At 35.2% G+C, this 23,414-nt stretch carries 26 protein-coding genes; 16 read left to right on the forward strand and 10 right to left on the reverse strand.

All coding sequences use genetic code 11. The annotated features are described in order from the left end of the window. Positions 1–108 precede the first annotated feature (108 nt). On the forward strand, positions 109–1,068 hold the full coding sequence (locus tag CLAN_RS01185; RefSeq protein WP_100590386.1) for a permease: 960 nt from the start codon (positions 109–111) through the stop codon (positions 1,066–1,068). Positions 1,069–1,075: 7 nt separating this feature from the next. Then, positions 1,076–1,405 carry an ArsR/SmtB family transcription factor gene (locus CLAN_RS01190; RefSeq protein ID WP_096015406.1) on the forward strand — a complete coding sequence of 110 codons (330 nt, stop codon included), beginning with the start codon at positions 1,076–1,078 and terminating at the stop codon, positions 1,403–1,405. Between the two features lie 19 nt (positions 1,406–1,424). Here CLAN_RS01190 and fabI read toward each other — a convergent pair whose 3' ends face one another. Genes fabI through gap form a run of 4 tightly spaced genes read right to left on the reverse strand, consistent with a single transcriptional unit; the run spans position 1,425 to position 5,128 of the window. Further along, positions 1,425–2,246, reverse strand: coding sequence for an enoyl-ACP reductase FabI (gene fabI / locus CLAN_RS01195; protein ID WP_096013941.1), 822 nt, complete (start codon positions 2,244–2,246; stop codon positions 1,425–1,427). Positions 2,247–2,248: 2 nt separating this feature from the next. Further along, positions 2,249–2,926 (reverse strand): triose-phosphate isomerase, encoded by a 678-nt coding sequence (locus CLAN_RS01200; protein ID WP_063997808.1) that lies wholly within the window; start codon positions 2,924–2,926, stop codon positions 2,249–2,251. After that, positions 2,923–4,131, reverse strand: coding sequence for a phosphoglycerate kinase (locus CLAN_RS01205; protein ID WP_086233854.1), 1,209 nt, complete (start codon positions 4,129–4,131; stop codon positions 2,923–2,925). Before CLAN_RS01205 ends, CLAN_RS01200 begins: the two co-directional genes overlap by 4 nt. 1 nt (position 4,132) lies before the next feature. Beyond that, on the reverse strand, positions 4,133–5,128 hold the full coding sequence (gap, locus tag CLAN_RS01210) for a type I glyceraldehyde-3-phosphate dehydrogenase (RefSeq protein WP_100590387.1): 996 nt from the start codon (positions 5,126–5,128) through the stop codon (positions 4,133–4,135). 56 nt (positions 5,129–5,184) lie between these two features. On the opposite strand from gap, the gene nadD reads away from it, so the two are divergent. Beyond that, positions 5,185–5,733, forward strand: a complete 549-nt coding sequence (nadD, locus tag CLAN_RS01215) for a nicotinate (nicotinamide) nucleotide adenylyltransferase (protein ID WP_096013943.1) — start codon at positions 5,185–5,187, stop codon at positions 5,731–5,733. Further along, entirely contained in the window at positions 5,723–6,049 is a 327-nt protein-coding gene (gene rsfS, locus CLAN_RS01220; RefSeq protein WP_096013944.1) for a ribosome silencing factor, read from the forward strand. Before nadD ends, rsfS begins: the two co-directional genes overlap by 11 nt. A 52-nt stretch (positions 6,050–6,101) precedes the next feature. On the opposite strand, the gene argS is transcribed toward rsfS, so the two are convergent. From argS to CLAN_RS01250, 6 genes are all read right to left on the reverse strand, one after another. Further along, positions 6,102–7,697 (reverse strand): arginine--tRNA ligase, encoded by a 1,596-nt coding sequence (argS, locus tag CLAN_RS01225; RefSeq protein ID WP_096018484.1) that lies wholly within the window; start codon positions 7,695–7,697, stop codon positions 6,102–6,104. After that, the gene (gene tatA / locus CLAN_RS01230) at positions 7,697–7,909 is read right to left on the reverse strand and encodes a twin-arginine translocase TatA/TatE family subunit (RefSeq protein ID WP_096013946.1); all 213 of its coding nucleotides are present in this window, start codon (positions 7,907–7,909) and stop codon (positions 7,697–7,699) included. Before tatA ends, argS begins: the two co-directional genes overlap by 1 nt. Before the next feature lie 43 nt (positions 7,910–7,952). Further along, positions 7,953–8,561, reverse strand: coding sequence for a guanylate kinase (gene gmk, locus CLAN_RS01235; protein ID WP_096013947.1), 609 nt, complete (start codon positions 8,559–8,561; stop codon positions 7,953–7,955). Then, positions 8,558–10,099: a hypothetical protein gene (locus CLAN_RS01240; protein WP_100590388.1), complete on the reverse strand. Its 1,542-nt coding sequence runs from the start codon at positions 10,097–10,099 to the stop codon at positions 8,558–8,560. The genes gmk and CLAN_RS01240 overlap by 4 nt, the downstream gene beginning before the upstream one ends. Positions 10,100–10,160: 61 nt before the next feature. Continuing rightward, positions 10,161–10,934 (reverse strand): flagellar biosynthetic protein FliR, encoded by a 774-nt coding sequence (fliR, locus tag CLAN_RS01245; RefSeq protein ID WP_096020770.1) that lies wholly within the window; start codon positions 10,932–10,934, stop codon positions 10,161–10,163. 24 nt (positions 10,935–10,958) lie between these two features. Then, on the reverse strand, positions 10,959–12,020 hold the full coding sequence (locus tag CLAN_RS01250) for an LptF/LptG family permease (protein ID WP_100590389.1): 1,062 nt from the start codon (positions 12,018–12,020) through the stop codon (positions 10,959–10,961). A 110-nt stretch (positions 12,021–12,130) separates the two neighbouring features. Here CLAN_RS01250 and CLAN_RS01255 point away from each other — a divergent pair, with 110 nt between their 5' ends. The 12 genes from CLAN_RS01255 (at position 12,131) to CLAN_RS01310 (ending at position 23,414) form a co-directional block, all read left to right on the forward strand. Beyond that, entirely contained in the window at positions 12,131–12,733 is a 603-nt protein-coding gene (locus CLAN_RS01255; protein WP_100590390.1) for a TVP38/TMEM64 family protein, read from the forward strand. Then, positions 12,730–13,341 (forward strand): non-canonical purine NTP pyrophosphatase, encoded by a 612-nt coding sequence (locus CLAN_RS01260; RefSeq protein ID WP_100590391.1) that lies wholly within the window; start codon positions 12,730–12,732, stop codon positions 13,339–13,341. Before CLAN_RS01255 ends, CLAN_RS01260 begins: the two co-directional genes overlap by 4 nt. A 90-nt stretch (positions 13,342–13,431) precedes the next feature. Next, positions 13,432–15,378 (forward strand): TonB-dependent receptor domain-containing protein, encoded by a 1,947-nt coding sequence (locus CLAN_RS01265; protein WP_100590392.1) that lies wholly within the window; start codon positions 13,432–13,434, stop codon positions 15,376–15,378. A 1-nt stretch (position 15,379) separates the two neighbouring features. After that, positions 15,380–16,048: an energy transducer TonB gene (locus CLAN_RS01270; RefSeq protein WP_100590393.1), complete on the forward strand. Its 669-nt coding sequence runs from the start codon at positions 15,380–15,382 to the stop codon at positions 16,046–16,048. Between the two features lie 109 nt (positions 16,049–16,157). Continuing rightward, entirely contained in the window at positions 16,158–17,378 is a 1,221-nt protein-coding gene (locus tag CLAN_RS01275) for a saccharopine dehydrogenase family protein (RefSeq protein ID WP_096027639.1), read from the forward strand. Between the two features lie 50 nt (positions 17,379–17,428). Beyond that, entirely contained in the window at positions 17,429–17,629 is a 201-nt protein-coding gene (gene rpmE / locus CLAN_RS01280) for a 50S ribosomal protein L31 (RefSeq protein WP_096014859.1), read from the forward strand. A 4-nt stretch (positions 17,630–17,633) separates the two neighbouring features. Further along, positions 17,634–18,464 (forward strand): 16S rRNA (cytidine(1402)-2'-O)-methyltransferase, encoded by an 831-nt coding sequence (gene rsmI / locus CLAN_RS01285; protein WP_096025128.1) that lies wholly within the window; start codon positions 17,634–17,636, stop codon positions 18,462–18,464. 84 nt (positions 18,465–18,548) lie between these two features. Continuing rightward, the gene (gene rlmB / locus CLAN_RS01290) at positions 18,549–19,235 is read left to right on the forward strand and encodes a 23S rRNA (guanosine(2251)-2'-O)-methyltransferase RlmB (protein ID WP_100590394.1); all 687 of its coding nucleotides are present in this window, start codon (positions 18,549–18,551) and stop codon (positions 19,233–19,235) included. Further along, positions 19,228–20,121: a hypothetical protein gene (locus CLAN_RS01295; protein ID WP_100590395.1), complete on the forward strand. Its 894-nt coding sequence runs from the start codon at positions 19,228–19,230 to the stop codon at positions 20,119–20,121. The genes rlmB and CLAN_RS01295 overlap by 8 nt, the downstream gene beginning before the upstream one ends. After that, positions 20,115–20,933, forward strand: coding sequence for a hypothetical protein (locus CLAN_RS01300; RefSeq protein ID WP_100590396.1), 819 nt, complete (start codon positions 20,115–20,117; stop codon positions 20,931–20,933). The genes CLAN_RS01295 and CLAN_RS01300 overlap by 7 nt, the downstream gene beginning before the upstream one ends. Positions 20,934–20,943: 10 nt before the next feature. Further along, on the forward strand, positions 20,944–22,152 hold the full coding sequence (locus CLAN_RS01305; RefSeq protein ID WP_100590397.1) for an LL-diaminopimelate aminotransferase: 1,209 nt from the start codon (positions 20,944–20,946) through the stop codon (positions 22,150–22,152). Beyond that, a complete protein-coding gene (locus CLAN_RS01310) occupies positions 22,149–23,414 on the forward strand; it encodes a homoserine dehydrogenase (RefSeq protein ID WP_096025832.1) in 1,266 nt (421 codons plus the stop codon). Before CLAN_RS01305 ends, CLAN_RS01310 begins: the two co-directional genes overlap by 4 nt.

The following is a 23,414-nucleotide window of genomic DNA, read 5'->3' on the forward strand; positions in this document are numbered from 1 at the left end:
TGTCTAGTCAAAACATAACTAAAAAATATAATTCAATATATCAATATATCTTGACATATTATAATTTTTATGATATGATTACAAAAATTTATTTTATAAGGGGAATAGATGTTAGAAAAACTTCTTGAAAGCATTAAAGCTTTTATATTTTATTTTATTGAACTTTCTGTTTTATTTATCGCGATTGCTTTTATAGTGGCACTATTAAATCAGAAATTTTCTAAGAAAATAGAGAGATATCTAAGTGCAAACTCTCTTTTGAGCTATATCAAAGCTATGTTTTTAGGTGCTTTAACGCCATTTTGCTCTTGTTCTACCATACCTTTGTTAAGCGGTTTGTTAAAATCAGGGGTAAGCTTTGGGGTAAGCGTGGCTTATCTTTTAGTCTCACCACTTGTAAATCCGATAATCATTGCTATGTTAGTTATATCATTTGGTTTAAATCTTAGCTTATTTTATATATTATTTATTTTTATTTTTGTTTTTATATTTTCTTTGAGTATTTCTAAATTTAACTCTGATAAATTTTTAAACGATGATTTTATCAAAAAAGAGTATTTTACGCCATCAAATCATCACAATATAAGCAAACAAAACTGCTGCCAAACTAAAATAATAAATTTTAGCACTCAAAAACAGAGCTTAAATTCTCAAACTAAAAGTAGCTATAAAGATCTATTTATAAAAGTGTTAAAAGATTATAAAAAACTACTTCCGTATATCGTCATAGGTATGGGTATCGGAGCTATTATCTATGGTTTTGTCCCAAAAGAGTTTTTACAAAGTTATTTAGCAGAATTTGAGATTTTTAGCGTTGTGATAGCTGCTTTTGTAGGAGTTTTGCTATATATTAGGGTTGAGGCTATCATCCCGATAGGGCTATCTTTGATAGATTGTGGTGTATCTTTGGGGGCGGTAATGAGTTTTTTGATAGCCGGAGGTGGCTGCTCTTTGCCAGAGCTTATCTTGTTAAAACGCATTTTTAAAATGAATTTCTTACTGATATTTATCTCTTGTGTGCTTTTGACCGCTATAATATTTGGTGTATTAATAGATATATTTTTGTAGGGATAAAATGAAAAATTTAGATGATTTTTTAAAAATTACGGGAGCTTTAAATGATGAAAGCAGAGTAAAAATTCTAGCTTTTTTACACAAATACGGCACTCTTTGCGTATGTGATTTACAAAATTCTTTACAAATGATACAATCTCGCCTTTCAAGGCACTTAAAAATCCTAAAAGACGCCGGCTTTTTAAGTGTTGAGAGAAAAGGTGTATGGGCTTACTATGGACTTAATGAAAATATGAACTCATATTGTAAAAATGCTTTAAATGAAATTCAAAATATCCAGCTTAATTTGCCAGAATTAAATAGAATTACTCAAAAAGAAAAGTGTTTTTAATAAAACACTTTTATCAAATTTACTCTTTGAATTTATCCCACGCAAGGATGGTGGCGCCATTTTGCTCTGCTATATCGCCCATTCCCATTATGTTGTATCCAGCATCTACATAATGAACTTCACCTGTTACGCCACTAGAAAGATCGCTTAAAAGATACATTCCGCTTTTACCTACATCTTCTATGCTGACATTTCTTTTTAATGGGGCGTTACACTCATTCCAGTGTAAAATCATTTTAAAATCGCCAATTCCACTTGCTGCTAAGGTTTTAATCGGCCCTGCTGAGATAGCATTTACTCTAATATTTTTAGCTCCAAGGTCATGAGCAAGATATCTTACGCTACTCTCAAGAGCTGCTTTAGCTACGCCCATTACATTATAATGTGGGACAAATTTAGCTCCGCCAAGATAGCTTAGAGTCAAAATCGCTCCACCACTTTTAAGCACAGGTAGAACAGCTCTAGTAAGGCTTATAAGCGAATATACGCTAGTATCCATCGCTATATCGAAAGCCTCTTTTGTGGTATTAATAAATTCACCCTCTAATGCCTCTTTAGGAGCAAAGGCCACCGCATGAACGACAAAATCAATCTGGCCAAAATCAGATTTTATCTTATCGGCCAAAGAGTCAAGATGGGATTGATTATTTACGTCTAGCTCATATATATAAGAGCTTTCAAGTTCAGCTGCGATAGGCTCAACACGCTTTTTGATAGCATCATTTAAAAATGTAAAAGCCAAATCCGCCCCCTGGTCTTTACACGCTTTTGCGATACCATAGGCTATACTCATCTTATTTGCTACGCCGACTATTAATCCCTTTTTGCCTTCTAATATCATTTTTATCCTTTATTGATAATCTCTAAAAATTTCTTAGCGTCCCAGCTAGCAGTCCCTACAAGCACGCCATCGCATGATTTTATCGCTTTTATCTCATCAATATTTGTTATATTTACGCTACCGCCATATAGTAGTGGCGCTGTTGTTTTAGTCGATATAAAATCTAAAATTTCAGCTATAAACTCAGCCTTAGCACTCTTGCCAGTACCAATAGCCCAGATCGGCTCATAAGCTATCACTAGATTTTCGTAATTTAAATTTATATTTGATAATTGATCGCTTAAAAACTCTTTGGTGCTACCATTCATGTGAGTTATATCATCTTCGCCGATACAGTAGATGATATCCCAGCCTTTGCTTTGAGCATAGTCAAATTTCGCTCTTAAAAACGGCTCGTCTTCGCCTAAGGCTCTCCTCTCGCTATGCCCTATCATAACCATTGTGATATCAAGCTCATCTAGCATATCGCTACCGATTTCACCAGTAAATGAGCCATTGGGTGCGGGGTAGAAGTTTTGTGCGCCTTGGGTGAATTTAAATTTATTTTGAGTTAGAGCTGTAAATGGCGGAAAGACAATCACGCTATCGCTATTAGAGCTTAGGGCATTGCTAAGCTCATTAGCGTAGATTTCGTAGCTTTTTTTGGTGTGATTGCATTTTAAATTCGCAGCGTAAATCATATATTATCTTCTCTTAAAAGCACTCTAACTCCAGGCAGCTCCTTGCCCTCTATAAGCTCCAAGCTAGCACCACCACCTGTTGAGATAAAGGTCATCTCATCAGTATCCCCAGCTCTCTCAACTACATCAGCAGTATCGCCGCCGCCGACCACAGTAGTAGCAAAGCTCTCTCCAATAGCGTGGCTCATTTTTATGCTACCTTTGCTGAATTTATCCATCTCAAAAACACCCATAGGGCCATTCCACCAGATGGTTTGAGCATCGGCAATTGCCTCTTTAAACAGCTTCACGCTAGCTGGGCCGATATCTAGCCCCATCCAGCCATTTGGGATCTCTTGAACAGGAACATACTTGATCGCACTATCATTGCTAAAACTTTGAGCCGCTACGACATCAACAGGCAGATAAATTTTCACGCCTAGCTCACGGCCTTTTTTAAGAATGTTTGATGCTTCTTCTACAAGCTCCTCTTCTAAAAGGGAATTTCCGATATTTTCACCAAGAGCTTTTAAAAATGTAAATGCCATACCGCCACCGATGATTAATTTATCAATGCGTGGCAAGAGATTGGTTAGGGCTTGAAGTTTGCCACTTACTTTTGATCCGCCCGTTACTGCGACAAATGGGCGACTAGGGTGGCGGATTAGATTTTGACCAAATTCAATCTCTTTAATTAGCAAAAATCCAGCAGCCTTATGCTCACTATCGTAGCATTGAGTTATAGCATGGACGCTAGAGTGAGCTCTATGACATACGCCAAAAGCGTCATTGACATAGTAATCAGCAAATTCGCTAAGAGATTTCGCCAAGTTTATATCATCTTTTGTCTCGCCCTTTTCAAAGCGTAAATTTTCTAATAACAAAATCTCGCCAGATTGTAGTTTTTGAACCTTTTCTTTAGCATCGTAGCCGACTACATCGTGAGCAAATTTAATCTCTCTATCCATTAATCTACCAAGTCTTTTAGCTACTGGTAGAAGTGAGTATTTGTCTTCGTAGCCATTTTTTGGGCGACCTAAGTGGCTAGCTAAGATAACAGAGCAACCTTGATCTAAAATATATCTTATAGTTGGGATAACTGAGCGGATTCTTCTATCATCTGTGATGTTGTTAAATTCATCCATAGGCGTGTTAAAATCGCACCTTACAAGAACCTTGCTACCACTTTTAAATTCAATATCTTTTATAGAAATAATCTCACTCATATCACTTCTCGCTTATAAATTTAGCCATTTCAACTAAGCGATTGCTATAGCCCCACTCATTGTCATACCACGCCATTACCTTAATCATATCACCGCAAATTACTTGAGTTAGATCAGCCGCTACTATGCTTGAGTAGTTTGAGGTGATAAAATCGCTACTAACTCTCTCATCAAAATCCACAGCCATAATGCCCTTTAAGCTACCTTTGCTAGCTTCTACAAATGCGTTATTTAGCTCATCTTTTGTTACGCTTTTTTCAAGTACAGCAGTCAAATCTACAATTGATACATTTGGGACTGGAACTCTAATGCTTTGTCCGTGTAGTTTGCCATCTAGGCTAGGCATTACTAATTTCATAGCTTTGGCAGCTCCTGTGCTAGTAGGGATCATATTAGCAGCAGCTGCTCTAGAACGCCTAAAATCACGGCATTTGACATCTACTAGGCTTTGGCCATTTGTGTATGCGTGGATGGTAGTCATAAGGCCCTTTTTTATACCATAAAGATCTTCTAAAACCCTAGTTACAGGACCTAAGCAGTTGGTAGTACAGCTTGCGTTGGAGATGATTGTTTGGCCTTCGTATTTATCTGAATTTACACCTAAAACAAATGTTGGAGTATCATCCTTAGCTGGTGCGCTCATTATAACCTTTTTAGCACCTTTGGCGATGTAGGTTTGGCATTGCTCTTTTGTAAGGAATTTGCCGGTACATTCTAATACTACATCAATTCCCTTTAGGTCTAAATCATTGATATCTCTTGTGCTATATACTCTGATTTTTTTGCCATTGATAGCGATATAATCATCATTTAAAACTTCTACATCTTGATCGAATTCACCATGAACGGTGTCATATTTGAGTAGATATCTAGTCATTTTACGCTCAGCAGTATCGTTTATAATGCTTAATTCATACTCTGCTGGGTTATTGAGTATAATCCTAGCAGCACATCTGCCGATTCTTCCAAAACCATTAATTGCTATTTTAAGTGCCATTTTCATCCTTTTTGGGTATAATCTGGTTATTTTACTAAAAAAAAGGTTAAAAAAAATTGAATATAGCTATTTTTGGTGGAAGTTTTGACCCGCCACATTTGGGTCATGATATGATCGTAAAAGAGGCCTTAAAGAGCTTAAATATTAATAAACTTATTATTATTCCAACATTTTTAAGCCCTTTTAAGAGCGAATTTGGTGCGCCACCGCTTTTGAGACTTCAGTGGTGTAATGAGCTTTGGTCTAATCTAGATGAAAAAATTATAATAAGTGATTATGAAATTTCGCAAAATCGACCGGTGGCTACAATAGAGAGTGTGAGATATTTTAAGCGTGAGTTTAATCCTAAGAAAATTTATCTAATAATCGGTGCTGATCAGCTAAAAAATTTAGATAAATGGCATAAATTTGATGAGTTAAGGGAGCTTGTAAGCTTCGTTGTGGCTAGTAGAGATGGGATTAGGGTTGAATCAAATTTGCAAAAACTAGATATAAATGTTAAAATCTCATCTTCAAAGATTAAATCTGAGTTAAATTTTAAGCATATTCCAACTGCTATTTTAGATAGTGTTGAGAAATTTTATAAGGATAAAAATGCAAAATAGAATAGATAAAATTGTTAAAATTTTAGATGATAAAAAGGCTGAAAATATCGAAATTATCGATATGCAAGGTAGGGATTATTTGAGTAAATTTGTAATTGTAGCTACCACTTTGGCCGCACGGCATGGGGCTGCTTTGTTAGATGATTTAAAGAGTGAGCTAAAGCCTGCTGGGGAGAATTTTTTGGGTGTTGAGAGTAGTGAAGATTGGACTGTGATTGACCTTGGTGATATCATGATTCACCTTATGAGTGAGGCGTATAGGGCAAAATACAATATAGAAGAGTTTTTAAAAGAGTTAAATACAAAATCCAATTAATTAAATTTGTGCCAAATTTAGCGGATATTTACTAAATTTGGCTTGGATTTGCTTAATTTTCCATTATATCTTTGGCTTTGATTCCCATTAAATTTAGCGCTACTTTGATACTTAGGGCTACGACGCTAAATAGCTTTAATAGCTCATCTTCATTTTGGCTTCCTACGACTCTATTTTCATTATAGAATTTATGAAAACTCGCACTAAGGGATTTTAGATAATCTGGAATTTTGTGTAGGCTTCTTTGATTTAGGGCATCTTCTAAGATTTCAGGCATAATCAAAGCTTCAAATAGCAGATTTTTGCCCTCATCACTTAAATTAGCCAAAGAGACATTGGCCACATCAGCTGGTGATTTGGCTGCTTTTGTGAAAATTTGATTTATTCTAGCGTGAGCGTAGTTGATATAAAATACCGGATTTGAGCTATCTTGTTTTTTAAGCTCATCAATATCAAACTCAAGGCTACTAGTGTTGGCTTTGGAGATGAATATAAATCTCAAAGCATCGCTACCAATTTCGCTTAAAATATCACTCATTAAGACACTAGTTCCTGCTCTTTTGCTCATTTTAAATGGTTTTCCATCTTTTAATAGGCTTACCATTTGCATTAAAATCACTTCAAGTTTGCTCTCATCATAACCAAGAAAATTGATAGCCGCTTTCAATCTAGGGATATATCCATGGTGATCAGCGCCCCAGATATTGATATAATTATCATATCCGCTAGCGAATTTGACATTATGATAGATTATATCACCGGCTAGATATGTAGGGCGACCATCGCTTCGCACTACGACTCTATCACTATCATCGCCAAGTTTTGTAGAGGCGATATAGGTTGTATCATCTTTTTTATATACCTCACCACTTTTTTCTAAACGCTTAAGAGTGGAGTCTAACTCACCATAATACGACTTCTCGCTTGCCCAGTTATCTATGGTAATTCCAGCATCTGCTAGATCTTTTTTGATTATATCAAGCACCTTATCTTTGCCAAATTCGGCTAGTTCGAGATTGCGATTAGGATCAAAAATATCTTTACCAAATTTATCATAAGCCTCTTTGGCTAGCTCATCTATATACTCACCTCTATAATATTTCTCTGGATATTCCACGATTTCATTAAATAAAATTTCACGAGCTCTAAGCGAGATTGAGATTCCTAGTAAATCTATTTGATTGCCAGCGTCATTTATGTAATACTCCGTATGGACGCCCACGCCGATATGTCTAGCGACTCTAGCTAAGGTATCGCCATACACCGCTCCACGCACATGGCCTATGTGTAGTGGGCCAGTAGGGTTGGCGCTGATATATTCTAAAAATATATTTTTAGGATTTTTTATCTCTTTTGAGCCGAATTTATCTCCACTTTTTAAAGCTTCGTTGGCTAAGGAATTTAAAAATTCGCCACTTAATTTGAAATTTATATATCCATTGACCGCACTTACTTCATAGTTTGGTGAGTTAAATTTTTGTGATATCTCATTAGCTATTGCTATGGGGGATTTTTTAAGCTCTTTGGCTAGACTAAATGCGATTGGCGTAGCGTAGTGAGCTAGAGATTTGTCTTTTGGTTTTTCTACTACGACTTCACGGCCTAAAATCGTGCTTATCTCATTTTTTAGAGTATCTTTAGCACTCATTAGGCACTCTTTTGAGTTTCATCTTTTTTGGTTTGAGTTGTCTCTTCGCTCTTTTGAATTTGCTCTAATGGGGTATCATCTTCCATCTCTTTTTTGAAGCTTTTTATACCTTTACCCATACCTTTTGCTAATTCAGGGATCTTTTTTGCGCCAAAAAGCAAAACAATAATCGCCAAAACAATCAACCAGTGACTTATACTCATACTACCCATAATTTTCTCCTTAAATTAAATTTGTTTAAAAATATTGAATTTATCACTCGCTCCAGCTCTCTATAACCTCATTTATATTAAAACTTTGACTTTTTGAACTCATTGAGATAAATATAGATTTTAATCTCTCATATGCGTTATCTATATCATCATTGATTATTAAATAGTCATATTCGCCGATGTGAGCGATCTCTGTTGCTGCATTAAATAGCCTATTTTCTATCGTTTGAGCGTCATCGCTACCTCGTTTTATCAAGCGTCTTTTTAATTCATGCCTATCCTTTGTGGTGATAAATACCGATGTTATGATATCATTATACTCCTTCATCGCTAGATAATAGCCTTGAACATCAATATCAAAAATTACTACTTTATTATCTTTTAAGGCCTTTTCTACCGGCTCAAGGCTAGTGCCATAGTAGTTTTTATGGACATTTGCCCACTCTAAAAATTTGCCATTATCAATGCCTTTTTTGAACTCATCAACACTAATAAAGTGATAATCCACTCCATCTTTTTCTCCATCTCTTGGCGACCTTGTGGTGCTAGAAATAGAGAAATATATATTGTCAAATTCACTCATCAAGCGTGATAATAGTGTGCTTTTGCCACTTCCACTAGGACCGCTGATTAGTAGAATTTGGCCGCTCATTTTTTGCCTTTGAAGCTGATATTTACATTAATATCGATATCTTTTAATATATCTTTTAATGCGCTATTGCTTAGGGCTTTACTAATCTCATCGCCGATTTGCGTAGATAGAATTTTTGCTAATTCATCTCTGTTTATATCTGTTTGTGAGCTATCGTTATTTGGCTCTGGGGTTTGGTCTTTTGTAGGAGTTGAATCTTCTATAATGGCTTGTTTTATGGTGGCTTCATCGGTTTGCGTGATGGTTTCATTTAGGGCTTTTTTGATATCGATTTCATTTAAATCATCAATTGTGCTAGCCTCGCAGCTACTTTTAAATTCCTTTGTCTGATCCACGCTCTCTTCCTCACAATCCATATTGTCAATTTCATCAAGCATATTGCTTAGCTCATTTAAATTATCTGAATAGTCTAAATTATCAATCGCTTTTGGCTCTTCTGCTTCTTGAATTTCTATCATAGGTTCTTTGATTTTATCTTCGCTATTATCTTCTGAGAGATTATCTAAAGCAGATATATCAAGCTCTATATTTTTATACTCATCGGTTATATCTTTTATAGATTGTTTTGAATTTTTATTTTTTTTATCGCTGATTTTCTCATCAATTTCACTTATTTCATCACTATTTAAATCAATGTTGCCATCATCGCTAACTTCGCTAATCTCATCATCTAACTCAAATATCTCATCATCTTTTTTATCATCTAATTCTATAAGCTCATCTGTGTGATTATCATCGCTGATTTTCTCATCAATTTCGCTTATTTCATCGTTTATTTCACTTATTTCATCACTATTTAAATCAATGTTGCCATCATCGCTAACTTCGCTAATCTCATCATCTAACTCAAATATCTCATCATCTTTTTTATCATCTAATTCTATAAGCTCATCTGTATTTTGGGTGATATTGTCAGTTTCATCGACTTCATTTTCTACAAATTGCTCTTCTATTGGCTCATCTGGCTCATCTAAATTCATCGTTTCATTATTATCTACAAAATCATCATTTAGAGTTTCATCATCTTTTTTATCTGTAAAATCATCTATATGCTTTGTATCACCTAATAATTCATCATCGCTAAAATCACCAAAACTACTCAAATCATCACCAGAATCAAATGAGATACTATCCAAATCTTGAATTTCTCCAAATTCATTTCCGATCTTTATATCATCTGCAAATGTCGTTTGAGTGTTTATATCGTTATTTTGAGTTGTTTTTGGATTGATATTTAAAATTTCTTTTATAATATCTATAAAATCAGTTGGCAAAAATGGCTTTTGTAGAGTGTTTTTGGGATCTAGATTATACTCTTCAAATTTAGTTCTAGGAATCAAAAATAGCTGATTTTTCGCATATTTTAGGTAATCAACGCTAGAATCATAAAGTCCGCTATCACATATAATCAAATCAGCATCACCACTAGCCAAACTCTCTAAATTATCAATTTCAACAAATTCAAATCCAAGCTTATTTAAGCTTACGCTTACTAGCTTTGAAACTGCTGGGTTATTGTTTAGTAAAATTACCTTCATATACTTGCCCCTTAAAAATTTTGCAATATTTTACGAAATTTTTCATTATTTATTGCTTTATTTAATAAAATAAACTAGGTAAATCATTTAAAACTTTCATCATAAGCGTTGTAAAGACCTTCACAATCATAGCAAGTATAGCCATCAAGACGACAAATGCTATAGCGATTTTGATAGGATATCCAACTACTAATAGATTAAATTGTGGCATAGTTTTCATAAGCATACCAAAAATCAAATCTGACATTAGCGTAAGTGCTAATATAGGAAATGAGATGATAAAGCCATATAAAAACAAATTTACCATCCCTTGGGCTGCGTATTTAAGGATATTTTGCTCTGGATAAAATCCTCCAAGTGGGATAAACTCAAGCCCATAAGCCAAAAAATATAGTATCAAATGATGTCCATCAAATAGCAAAAAAGCTAGTAAAACAATTAAATTTAAGATATTTGAGATTAATGGGGCGTTTATGCCACTTTGCGGGTCAATAACTGTTGCCATAGAAAATCCCATAATCATTGAAATTTGCTCTCCGGCTAACTGAACCGCCCCAAAAACTAATAGCAAAAGCACCCCCGCACATAGTCCAAGCATAAGCTCAGATAGGGTTTCTAGGATTAGATATTGGATATTTAAGCTATCAAGATTAGCCATTGGCGGCGTAAGTGGAAATAGATAAAAAGCAAGTAGTAGCGAGAGCGTGGCTTTGATGACTATGGGAATTTGCATATGGTTAAAAAATGGGAAAAACACCATCAAAGCACCAGTCCTAACAAGTAGCAAAAAAAATGTTACCACATTTTCTTGAGTAAGATAATTTATAAATTCCACAACTAACCTAAACTAAATTCAAATTTACCTATGCTCATAGACCTTATACCCAGCAAATAGCATTAATAAAACAATAGGCAATATTATCCCAAATTCAGCCGCGATAGCTCCATTAAGGCTAATTCTAATAAGCAAAAACAGCACTCCCCACACGCACAAAGTAGCTAAAATCGCCGCAAAACTAGCAATACTCAAACTAGCAAATCTCCCAGTAAGTGGCATATAATAGTATAGTATCAGCACCATAAACGGGGCAAAAAGTGGGAAAAATAGCATTGAGTATAGTGCGGATTTGATTTTAGAGATATTGATATTTTCATTTTTTAAAGTCTTTATAGAGTCGATAGCATCGCTAATAGAGTATAGATTATCACTATTTTTGATATTTTCGATTATTCGTGGGCGGAAGTTGCTAAGAGTGATTATCTCATCTAAATTCTTACTCTCAAACCCGCTACTACCTAGCTCGATATTTTGCGGTAAAGTAACAACTATATTATCTTTTAATCTCCAGATATTATCATCATAATTAGCCTCTTTGGCTATAGTTTGGCTCATAATTTTAGAGCCATTCATATCAAAAATTCTAATATCCTTAGCGCTTTGTTTATCGCCAAAAAGCTTATCAATATATATAAATTTATTCTCAAAACGCAAAAATGTCAAATTCGTAAATCTCTCAAAACTTTGGAAATCTTCAAGCGACTCTTGACGCTCTTTGGCGTAGGCAAATTGAGTAAAGCATAATCCGATATAACCAAAGCTAATGATTAAAGCGATAGTGAAAATAGGTATTATCAAGCGATTTTTGCTAACGCCTAAGGCGTAGAAACTCACAAGTTCATTGGAGCGAATTAAATTTATAATAGTTACAATTAAAGCCAAAACTAAAGATATAGGCAAGATATAATTAATCGAGATTAAGGCAGTCAAACAAACATAAATAATCTGTAAATTAGCGCTATTTGGGAGATTTTTAAGGTTAGTTAAAGTATCAATAACTACATAAAATCCAACCAAAGCCATAAAGATAATAAGAAAATATTTAAAATATATAAATGAACTATATCTAGCAAAAAGATTCATCCAAAATCCAAATTTGATATTAATTGGGCTGAATTTTATCTAAATATGCTTAAATTTATTATCAAATTTTGGTAAATTTGGCTAGAATTATGATTTTTTAAAGAGAAAATATGAGATTAATTTTATTTATATTTTTTATAATTTTTTGTGTGGTGATTTTATCTAGCTTTAATCAGCAAAATTTAAGCGAATTTATGAGCGATTATGGCGAATTTGGCTGGGCGATCTATATTGGATTTTGGGTAATTTTGCCTATATTTTTATTTCCGGCTGGGATTTTGGCTATTGGCGGTGGGGCGATTTTGGGCTTTTGGGAGGCTTTAATCTGTGCGATGATAGGAGTTGGGATAAACTCAGCTATAATGTATTTTATCGCAAGATATTTTAGTGGGGCTTTTGATACTGCTAAATTTGAGAGAGTTAAAAATAAATTTTGTAAAGATGAGTTTAGTCTAATAATTTTACTTAGATTAATACCGATTGTGCCTTATAATGTCGTGAATTACATGGCTGGGGCGTTGAGGTTTGATTTTGTTAAATTTATCATTGCTGGGGTGCTTGGCAAGTTTATTAGTGCGGTGCTATTTATAAATTTAGGTAGCAATATAGCAAATTATAAAAGCTATGAGTTTTGGCTAGCCCTACTCCTTGTGGTTTTGATGGGTGCGGTGGCATTTTGGGTTAGAAAAATTCTAAATAGGAGGGTTGGATGAAGATTGTTTTAGCTACAAATAATATGGATAAAGTAAGGGAGATTAAAGCTTATTATAATCAATTTGAAGTTTTGGCTTTGGGTGATATATGTAAGCCATTTGAGATACAAGAGTATGGCAAGAGCTTTTATGAAAATGCGATGATAAAAGCAGATGCTGTGTATGAGAAAATTAAAGAGCTTGGAATTGAAAATGAGTGTATAGCTCTAAGTGATGATAGCGGGATAAGCGTTGAAGCGCTTGGCTTTGCTCCTGGGATCTACTCAGCTAGGTATAGTGGTGAAGGGGTAAGTGATGCGAGCAATAGAGCAAAATTGATTAGTGAGTTAAAAAGATTAGGCTTAAGCCACGCTAAGGCATTTTATACCGCTTGTATCGGTATCGGCTCTAAATATGGCAGATATGGCGTCCATGGATTTATGCATGGAGAAGTCATCGATAGAGAGCTTGGGGATAATGGCTTTGGGTATGATTTTATGTTTATTCCTGATGGATTTGATAAGACTATAGGGCAGATTGATGAGAGTATCAAGCTTCAAATTTCACACCGATCTAAGGGGTTAGAACTAGCTAAGCCTATACTTAAAATGTTGAGTAGATATTATTAAATTTATATAATTTAAATAAATATTAAGCATAAAGTAATAATTATTTCAGTATTATTTTGGCTTAATCTGTAATATTTTAAGGAGTATTTTATGAGAGTGCTTTGTGCTTTGTGTGCCGCTGCGAGTTTATACGCTCAAGATTTAAATTTAGGTAGAGTAAATGTAACTCAAAGTTATGAAAAAAGCATTTTAGACAATCCCATAACTACACAAATCACCAAAGACACTATACTAAATTCACCCGATCTAGCCAAATCTTTGCTTGATATAAGTGGATTTAACATGGTTAGAAAAGGCGGTGGCGGTAGCGAAGTATCATATCGCTCAGGGCTTTCAGCTAGACTGCCTATATATACAGATGGATCTGAAATTCACGGCGGTTGCGGTGGTCGGATGGATACAGCTATAACCTATATCGCACCGCAAAATTACCGCTCAATTAAGATAATCAAAGGCCCTCAAGATGTGAGATATGGAGCACTAGTTAATGGTGGATTGATGTTTGATAGGGGGATTATTAGATTAAATGAGCTTAGTTATGGTGCTGATATATCTATGCTTGCTGGTAGCTTTAACCAAAGAGAGTTAAGTGGCGAGGCGATCGGCGGAAATGAGCTTGGTAGTATCCAAGTAAATGGCGGAATTTACCAAAGCGATAATTACAAAGATGGCGATGGAAACATAGTCCATTCAGAGTATTTTCGCAAACAAGGCGCTATAATCGCCACATTAACACCAAATGAAGAGAGTGCTATTAGCCTTAGTGCTGACTTTGGCGATGGCGAGGCGGCTTATGCTGATAGGGCGATGGATGGGACAAAGTTTCAAAGAGAATCTTATAATCTAGCTTTAGAGCAGGCCTTAGGTAGCCACATTTTGAATTTACAAGGTTATTATCACTATATAGATCATGTGATGGATAATTTTAGCCTAAGACCAGCAATGCCAAATAGATATAATATCAGTAATCCAAAAAGAGAGATTATCGGCACTAAAGCCGAGTTAAAACTAAATTTCGATACCATAACTACATATATAGGTGGCTCTTATAGAGAAGATAAGCATTCTAGCAGAATGACTCAAAATGCCATTAATGCTACCGAGGCACGAAATACGCTTTTTTCTAAGGATTATAACAAAAATGCTCTAATTAGCACATCTTCTGTATTTACTCAAAGTGAGTATCTTAGTGAGGATTATGGGGTATTTGGCGGTATTAGACTAGATAGGGTTGAGATAGATAAATATCTTGCTGGTAGATTTGATAGATCTAAAATTCAAACCCCAATATCTGGATTTATGCGTTATGAGAGATATTTTGATACATTAAGCTTATATGCTGGGGTTGGTAGAGCTGAGAGAGCATCGGATTTTTGGGAACTTCAAAAAGTTGATGGAATGAGCTTAAAAACCGAAAAAAATCACCAAATCGACCTAGGTACTATCTATGATAATGGGAATTTGAGTTTAAGCACAAATTTATTTGTGTCTAAAATAGATGATTATATCATTTTAAATTACAATGGCGCCACATCTTCATTTAATACAGATGCCCTTTTGATGGGTGGAGAGATAGATGCTAATATATTGATTAATAATTTTTATAAGCTTGGTGCGGGGTTATCGTATGTTTATGGCGAGAATTTGAAAGATACAAATGGATTAAAAGATGGCGATCCACTGCCGCAAATTTCGCCTTTGGTTTTTAAAGCTGTTGCCGGTTTGGTGCGTAATGAGTGGTTTGTCGATTTGGATTTTTATGCTAATGCTAGCCAACATAGATATAAAGAGAATTACGGCAATGTCGCCGGTAAGGACTTAGGCTATAGCGATAGCTTTTGGACTATTGGGCTAAATGCTGGATATAAATACAAAAATTATCAAATTATGCTAGCAGCACTAAATTTAAACGACGCACTATATAGCTATCACACTAGCAAAAATGGCGCCGAAATAGCCACGCTTGATATCCCGGCTACTACTAGAGTTTATGAGCCGGGGCGAAGCTTTTGGGTGAAATTAAGAGCAAATTTCTAAAATGGAGCAAAAAGCACTCAATATAACTTCATTCATATTTTCGCTATTGATATATTTTGTGCTTGTGGCTCTTATAACCTTTGGCGCTAAAATAAATTTAGGCAAGGATAAAATAGTTAGTGAATTTGAAATTTATATAGTAGAATCTGATATAAAACCAAATTCGCTAAATCCCATAAAACCGCCAAATTCATCTATAAATCCACCAAGCACGCCAGATCCACAAACCCGCAAAATCACAGCTCAAAAATCCCAAAAATCAACCCAAAAATCCCAAACCCCAACCCAAAATTTAACCAAAGCAGCCTATCAATCATCGCAACAAAATACCCCTATAAATAGTCCATCAAAATCAAACGAATCAACCCCTAGCCAAAACCAAATCACCAAACTAAGTAGCGATAGCGAAATATTTAAAAGATTAAAAGATGAAATCGCCCAAAATACCATCTATCCAAGAGCCGCTAGAAGAGCTAGATTGAGTGGTGTAGTAGGCGTGGAGTTTCAAATAGATAAAAGCGGTATAAGTAATGAGAAAATCTCACGCCCCAGCCAGCATAAATTGCTCAATGAAGCGGCGCTAAATGCGATTAAAAAGACAAAGCCAAATTTAGAAAATATAGATAAAAAATATAGCATTTTTATGGAGATTGCTTTTGAGCTTAGATAAGTATTTAGAAAATATTAATTTTTTGTTAAAATAATTTTTGCTTAGAGTATGGAGTGAATTTTAGCTAAATTTGGCTATAATTACCAAAAATTCAGACAAAGGATAGAAAATGAGTCATATCTTAATCATCGGAGCAGGCGGAGTAAGCCAAGCAGCAACGGTAAAATGCGCTATGAATTCGCAAGTTTTTACCAAAATTACTCTAGCTAGTCGCACCAAAAGTAAATGCGATAAAATAGCTAAATTTATCAAAGACAAAGTCGGAGTAGATATAGGTACAGCGGTGATAGACGCCGATGATACAAAGGCAGTTGTGAAATTGATAAAAGATATTAAGGCTGATTTGCTTTTAAATGTCGCTTTGCCTTATCAAGATTTAACCCTTATGGATGCGTGTGTAGAAGCAGGGATCGCCTATATAGATACGGCTAATTACGAGCATCCTGACACGGCTAAATTTGAGTATAAACTCCAATGGGCTAAAGATGGTAATTTTAAATCCGCTAATACTATGGCGCTTCTTGGTAGTGGATTTGATCCGGGCGTTACTAATGTATATTGTGCTTATGCGAAGCAATATCTATTTGATGAGATTGAGTATATTGATATTTTGGATTGTAATGCTGGAGACCATGGGTATGCTTTTGCTACAAATTTTAATCCTGAGATAAATTTGCGTGAAGTTAGCGCAAAGGGTAGATACTACAAAGATGGAAAATGGATAGAAACCGAGCCGATGGAGATAGGATTTAGCTGGGATTATCCAAAAATCGGCCCAAAAGATAGCTATTTGCTATACCACGAAGAGCTAGAAAGCCTAGTAAAAAATATCCCTACTCTAAAGCAAATTCGCTTCTTTATGACCTTTGGTCAAAGCTACCTAACCCATATGAAATGTCTAGAAAATGTCGGTATGCTAAGAATAGATGAAGTTGAGCACAATGGGGTAAAAATCGTGCCAATTCAATTTTTAAAAACCTTACTACCTGACCCAGCAAGCCTAGGCGCTAGAACCAAAGGCAAGACAAATATAGGTTGTGTGATAACAGGCATAAAAGATAATAAGCCAAGAAAAGTTTATATCTATAATGTATGCGATCACCAAGAGTGCTATCAAGAAACCGGCGTTGGCGCTGTTAGCTACACTACAGGAGTGCCGGCAATGATAGGCTCAATGATGGTAGCAAAGGGAATTTGGAGTGCCAAAGGGGTATTTAATATGGAAGAATTCGATGCCAAACCATTTATGGATGAGCTAAATAAACAAGGCTTACCATGGGAGATCATAGAGATGGCACCAAATGAGACTAGATTAATCAAGGAAATTTAAGCCAAATTTAGATAAAATCCCAACTTTTAAACCCAAAAAAAGGAAAAGCAATGAAAAAAGATATACATCCAGAGTATGTTGAATGCACAGTTAGTTGCGCTTGCGGAAATACATTTAAGAGCAGATCTAACAAATCAGAGATTAAAGTAGATATCTGCAGTGCTTGTCATCCATTTTTCACAGGTAGTGAAAAGATCGTAGATAGCGCAGGTCGTGTAGATAAATTTAAGAAAAAATATGGTATAAAATAATCTTTTGCTCTACTTTCTTCCAACGCCAATTGGCAATTTAGATGATATCTCAAAGAGATGCCTGGACATCTTGAACCTTTGTGATATCATAATTTGCGAAGATAGTAGAGTTACTAAATCTTTTATAAATCTTTTAAATTTAAAATATAATCTTGAGATAAATCCATCTGAATTTTACTCTCTTCATACTCATAATGAGAGTGAGTTTTTTGCTAAGTTTGATCCTAATAATTTAATAGAAAAAATCGTAGTCTATGTAAGCGATGCCGGAATGCCTTGTATCAGTGATCCAGGCGTGGCTTTGGTGAGATTTGCTCAAAATAACTCTATAAATTACGAGGTATTAAGTGGATCAAATGCCTTGCTTTTAGCGGTGGCTGCTAGTGGATTGATAGAGAAGGAATTTAGCTTTTTAGGCTTTTTGCCAAATACTAGCAGAGATAGGGATTTAGCCTTACAAAATGCTCTAAATTCGCCATATCCGGTGGTGATATATGAGTCTCCAAAGCGAATTTTGAATCTAATAAAAGATATAGCAAAATTAGAACCAACTAGAGAGATTTTTGCTATCAAAGAGGCGACAAAAAAATTTGAAACCAAATTTAAAAATAGCGCGCAAAATTTAGTTTTGAGCTTACAAAATGCCAACTTAAAAGGCGAGTGGTGCGTAGTAGTCGCTGCTACAAATATCATAAACCAAGAAAAAATCACTATAGATGATATAAATGAGTTAGATATTGCGCCAAAGCAAAAGGCGAAATTGCTAAGCAAATTAACAGGCAAAAGCGTAAAAGAGATATACAATAAACTAAGTAATAGAGATAAAAATATATAAATTTAATAATGAAAATTAATTAAATTTCAATTTTCTTTTCAAAAATAAGCTAAAATTTAAGGGCTTTTAGATACCATAATCGCTATGATTGTCTATGGAAAACAGCTATTTTTACATTTGTTAAAACACCACAAAGATAAGCTTGAAGAGATATATCTAGCAAAAGAGGTTAATAAAGATATATTTCACCAAATAGCAAAAGTCGGCTTGAAAATTCAAAAAGTTGATAACCAAAAAGCTCAAGCTCTCGCTCGTGGCGGTAATCATCAAGGCTTTTTAGCCAAGGTGAAAGATTATGAATTTGCCACTTTAAGCGAGATTAAAAAGGCTGATTATTTGGTGATTTTATATGGTTTAAGCGATGTGGGAAATATCGGTGCGATAGTTAGAACTGCGTATGCTTTGGGTGCCGGTGGTGTGGTTATAGTGGGTAAAAATGAGAATTTAGCGATACAAGGCATCATCCGATCTAGCAGCGGTGCAGCGTATGAGTTGCCAATCGCTCTTTGTAGTGATGGGCTGGGTTTGATAAATGAGCTAAGACAAATTGGATTTAAAATTTATGCCGCAAATGCCGGTGGCAAGAGTGTTAAGGATTTTAAATTTGATCCTAAGAGCGTTATAATTATGGGTAGCGAAGGCGAAGGAATACCAAATAAGGTATTACAAAAGTGTGATGAGATCCTAGGCGTTAATATGCGTAAGGATTGGGATAGCTTAAATGTCAGCGTGGCATTTGGAATATTATTTGATAGGATTATAAATGGCTAATGGTATAGAAAAACTTTTAGAAATGGATCTTAAAGAGGTCACAAAACGCACACACATAGAGACTGAGTATTTAGAGTATATGTGTGAGAAAAATTACGAAAAACTTCGCAAATTAAATGCTTCTGGCTTTGCTAAGATCTTAAGTCGTGAGTATGATTTGGATCTTCAAGGATGGATAGATGAGTATAACGAATATTGTAAGGAAAATGGCAGTTGCGATAACTCAAATTTCACAGTAGCGCCTAAGATCCCAGCATATACACCAAAAAGCGATAATAGCAGGGCTTTGAGCGTTATGTTGATATTAGTTTTGATAGTAGTGGCTATCGTTTGGGTTGTTAAATTTACAGATATCTTAGACTCGATAGAATTACCAAATTTCGATAAAAATCAAAGCGTAGCATACTCTAGTGCTTCAGTGGTGGAATCAGCTAAGGAGAATTTACAGACCACAGCAAATAGTGTAACTCCGCTTCAAATAGATGAAAATATCAGTAGTGAAAGCAATGAAACCACAGCTACAAAAGAAGATAACGAGACGCTAGAGTCAAATTTAACCATCGCAAGCGTAGAGATCCAAGCCCCGATAATGATAGAAAATAGCGATAAAATTGCCAAAATCATCCCAAATAAAACCATCTGGATAGGGATAAAAAACCTAGATGGCACAAACAAAAAATCATACACCACAAAAAACGCCATAGATCTGAATTTAAGTATAGACCAACTTATCCAAACAGGCCATGGGGAGCTGATTTTAGAACAAGATGGGGAGAGAAAGAAATTTGAATTTCAAAAGCCTTTGAGATTTGTAGTTGAAAATGGAGTGATAAAAGAGATTGATTATGCTGAGTTTGTCAAATTAAACAAAGGTGCTCAATGGTAAGGGGAATCGCTCTTTATTTTATCCTTATTTTAAGCTCTTTTGGAGCCGATCTACACAGCAATATCAAAAGCATTATTTCAGAGCAAATGTATGCCCAAAATATAGATAAAATAGAGAATATATTTGTTAATCAATCTGAATTTATAGACAATAATGGAAATTTAAATTATCCTAAAATCATAAATACTCTAAGAGTAAATTCGCTTTTAAATCTTACCTACTCTATGCCTGTAAATTTAGAAATTTCATTTTATAGCCCAAGCTCCGATATTTTGATGTTTAAGAGCGTATCTGAAGCTTTAAAAAGCATTGGTTACTCATATTTTTTAAGCAAATCTTTAAAGAGTGATACCGAGGGGATAATTTGGCAAATCTCTATGAGCTCACGATTTGTCCTTGATCCGGGGATTTTGTATAGAGAATTGATGAAAAACAATATATTTATCAAAGATATCAAGCGTGATGGGCAGTTTAGCTTTACTTATAGTATAGATGCTTCAAGAGCTGTATTATCTACGCATAGATATATTAGCGATGTAGAATTTGAGTTGCCTAGACCATTGGAGCCATATTTTTTAAATATCAACGACAAGAGCCAAGCCTTGATAAAAAGCCACCCATCAGATAGCTGGATATGCTCTATAAAGGTGCTTGATAGGGATTTGAATTTAATAACACAGATTAAATCAGATAGACCAGAAAAGGAGATTTATATCAAATTTCCACCAAATTCATACTATATGCTTATAGATGATGCTTTTAGTTTAGAAAACATTAAACGAGGTTTAAAAATATATATACAATCAAATTAAGGAGTTATTTATGTTTGATGAGATTAGATTTAATACCATCGAGAGGTTGCCTAATTACGCCTTTGCCGAGGTAAATGCGATCAAGATGGCAGCCCGTAGAGATGGTGCTGATATTATAGATTTTTCTATGGGAAATCCAGATGGTAGAACACCACAACACATAATAGACAAGCTATGCGAAAGTGCGATGAAAGACAAAACTCACGGCTATAGCGTTTCTCAAGGCATTTATAAACTTCGTGTTGCCATTTGTAATTGGTATAAAAGAAAATATGGTGTAATCTTAGACCCTGAGACAGAAGCCGTAGCCACTATGGGTAGCAAAGAGGGCTTTGTCCATCTAGTACAAGCCATCACAAATCCCGGCGATGTCGCTATAGTGCCTGATCCGGCTTATCCTATCCATACTCAAGCATTTATCATAGCAGGTGGCAATGTAACTAAAATGCCTTTAATCTATAATATAAATTATGAATTAGATGAGAATAAATTTTTTGAAAATTTAGAAATTGCTATAAAAGATAGCATCCCAAAACCAAAATATGTAGTGGTAAATTTCCCGCATAATCCAACTACCGTAACATGCCAAAAGAGCTTTTATGAAAGATTAGTTGATACCGCAAAGCGTGAGAGATTTTATATCATTAGCGATATAGCTTATGCCGAGCTTACATTTGATGGATATAAGACTCCGAGTATATTTGAAATCGATGGGGCCAAAGATGTCGCAGTAGAGTGCTACACACTATCTAAATCATACAATATGGCCGGTTGGCGTGTAGGATTTATATGTGGTAATAAAAAATTAGTAGCCGCACTCAAAAAGATAAAATCGTGGTTTGACTATGGTATGTTTACCCCAATCCAAGTAGCGGCCACCGTAGCACTAGATGGAGATCAAGATTGCGTTGAGCAGATTAGACAGACTTATGAAAAACGCAGGGATACACTCATAGAAGCTTTTAGTGCGGCTGGTTGGGAGATAGCAAAACCAAGGGCTAGTATGTTTGCGTGGGCGAAGTTGCCACCACAAGTAGGCAATATAGGAAGTAAAGAATTCGCTAAACAACTCCTAACCAAAGCCTGTGTCGCAGTAAGCCCTGGTTCTGGATTTGGTGTGGCTGGTGATGACTATGTAAGAATCGCATTCATAGAAAACGAAAATAGAATTCGCCAAGCAGCTAGAAATATTAAAAAATATTTAAAAGAAATTCAATGAGAGTAGCGATTTTAGGTTTTGGGACAGTAGGAAGTGAAGTTGCTAATGTCCTTATCAAAAATAACGATTTGATCGCTTCTAGAGCCGGTGTAAGCATAGAGCCTGTAATTGGTGTAGTAAGAGATTTATCCAAACACAAAAATCCTATAATACCGCTAAGTGATGATATACAAAGTGTTATTGATAGAGATGATATTGATGTTTTTGTGGAACTTATGGGCGGGATCGATAGACCTTATGAGATAATAAGCCAAATTCTAAAACGCAAAAAAGCAGTAGTAACGGCAAATAAAGCCCTCTTAGCATATCACAGAAATGAGCTTGAAGCCTTAGCTGGAGATACGGCATTTGGTTATGAGGCTAGTGTGGCTGGCGGAATTCCTATAATCAAAGCCCTAAGAGAGGGTTTAAGTGCTAATCATATTCAAAAAATCATTGGGATAATGAACGGCACTAGTAACTATATTTTAAGTAGTATGATGAGTAGCGGAGCTAAATTTAACGAAGTGCTCAAAAAAGCACAAGATCTAGGATACGCCGAGGCTGATCCGACCTTTGATATTGGGGGATTTGATACGGCTCATAAATTGCTAATTCTAGCCAGTATCGCTTATTGTGTGCATGCCAAACCTGAAGATATCATGATAGAAGGTATTAGTCAAATTAGTAGCGAAGATATATATTTTGCTAATGAATTTGAGTATTCTATTAAACTTTTAGCGATTGCTAAGCGTGGCGAGGGAACACTGGAGCTAAGAGTCCATCCGGCATTTATTAGCAAAGATAAGATGTTGGCAAATGTAAATGGCGTTATGAATGCTGTGAGTGTAGTAGGTGATGCTGTCGGAGAGAGTTTGTTTTATGGGGCTGGAGCCGGTGGAAGTGCCACAGCAAGTGCTGTCATAAGCGATCTTATAGATATCGCTAGAGAGATTAGAAATCCTATGCTTGGCTACAAAATGCCTTTGGAATCGGCTAGACTTAGGTTATTAAAACCAAGCGAGATTAAAACTAAGTATTATTTAAGGTTAAAAGTCGCTGATGAGGTGGGAGTACTAGCCAAAATTACAAATTTAATGAGCCAAAATAACCTTTCTATAGATAGCTTTTTACAAAAAGCAAAAAGCAAAGATGAAGAGTATGCTACTTTGTTTTTTACTACTCATACTTGTTTGGAGGCTGATATGCTAAGAGTTATTAGTGGTTTAAAAAATGAGAGTTTTATCAAAGCTGAGCCATTTATGATTAGAATTGAGAGCTAA

Source organism: Campylobacter lanienae NCTC 13004, from assembly GCF_002139935.1.
Classification (GTDB): domain Bacteria; phylum Campylobacterota; class Campylobacteria; order Campylobacterales; family Campylobacteraceae; genus Campylobacter; species Campylobacter lanienae.

Coding starts and splice junctions, on each gene's coding strand:
- CLAN_RS01185 (WP_100590386.1), top strand. CDS start 109: ATGTTAGAAAAACTTCTTGAAAGCATTAAAGCTTTTATATTTTATTTT.
- CLAN_RS01190 (WP_096015406.1), top strand. CDS start 1,076: ATGAAAAATTTAGATGATTTTTTAAAAATTACGGGAGCTTTAAATGAT.
- fabI (WP_096013941.1), bottom strand. CDS start 2,246: ATGATATTAGAAGGCAAAAAGGGATTAATAGTCGGCGTAGCAAATAAG.
- CLAN_RS01200 (WP_063997808.1), bottom strand. CDS start 2,926: ATGATTTACGCTGCGAATTTAAAATGCAATCACACCAAAAAAAGCTAC.
- CLAN_RS01205 (WP_086233854.1), bottom strand. CDS start 4,131: ATGAGTGAGATTATTTCTATAAAAGATATTGAATTTAAAAGTGGTAGC.
- gap (WP_100590387.1), bottom strand. CDS start 5,128: ATGGCACTTAAAATAGCAATTAATGGTTTTGGAAGAATCGGCAGATGT.
- rsfS (WP_096013944.1), top strand. CDS start 5,723: ATGCAAAATAGAATAGATAAAATTGTTAAAATTTTAGATGATAAAAAG.
- argS (WP_096018484.1), bottom strand. CDS start 7,697: ATGAGTGCTAAAGATACTCTAAAAAATGAGATAAGCACGATTTTAGGC.
- tatA (WP_096013946.1), bottom strand. CDS start 7,909: ATGGGTAGTATGAGTATAAGTCACTGGTTGATTGTTTTGGCGATTATT.
- gmk (WP_096013947.1), bottom strand. CDS start 8,561: ATGAGCGGCCAAATTCTACTAATCAGCGGTCCTAGTGGAAGTGGCAAA.
- CLAN_RS01240 (WP_100590388.1), bottom strand. CDS start 10,099: ATGAAGGTAATTTTACTAAACAATAACCCAGCAGTTTCAAAGCTAGTA.
- CLAN_RS01250 (WP_100590389.1), bottom strand. CDS start 12,020: ATGAATCTTTTTGCTAGATATAGTTCATTTATATATTTTAAATATTTT.
- CLAN_RS01255 (WP_100590390.1), top strand. CDS start 12,131: ATGAGATTAATTTTATTTATATTTTTTATAATTTTTTGTGTGGTGATT.
- CLAN_RS01260 (WP_100590391.1), top strand. CDS start 12,730: ATGAAGATTGTTTTAGCTACAAATAATATGGATAAAGTAAGGGAGATT.
- CLAN_RS01265 (WP_100590392.1), top strand. CDS start 13,432: ATGAGAGTGCTTTGTGCTTTGTGTGCCGCTGCGAGTTTATACGCTCAA.
- CLAN_RS01270 (WP_100590393.1), top strand. CDS start 15,380: ATGGAGCAAAAAGCACTCAATATAACTTCATTCATATTTTCGCTATTG.
- CLAN_RS01275 (WP_096027639.1), top strand. CDS start 16,158: ATGAGTCATATCTTAATCATCGGAGCAGGCGGAGTAAGCCAAGCAGCA.
- rpmE (WP_096014859.1), top strand. CDS start 17,429: ATGAAAAAAGATATACATCCAGAGTATGTTGAATGCACAGTTAGTTGC.
- rlmB (WP_100590394.1), top strand. CDS start 18,549: ATGATTGTCTATGGAAAACAGCTATTTTTACATTTGTTAAAACACCAC.
- CLAN_RS01295 (WP_100590395.1), top strand. CDS start 19,228: ATGGCTAATGGTATAGAAAAACTTTTAGAAATGGATCTTAAAGAGGTC.
- CLAN_RS01300 (WP_100590396.1), top strand. CDS start 20,115: ATGGTAAGGGGAATCGCTCTTTATTTTATCCTTATTTTAAGCTCTTTT.
- CLAN_RS01305 (WP_100590397.1), top strand. CDS start 20,944: ATGTTTGATGAGATTAGATTTAATACCATCGAGAGGTTGCCTAATTAC.
- CLAN_RS01310 (WP_096025832.1), top strand. CDS start 22,149: ATGAGAGTAGCGATTTTAGGTTTTGGGACAGTAGGAAGTGAAGTTGCT.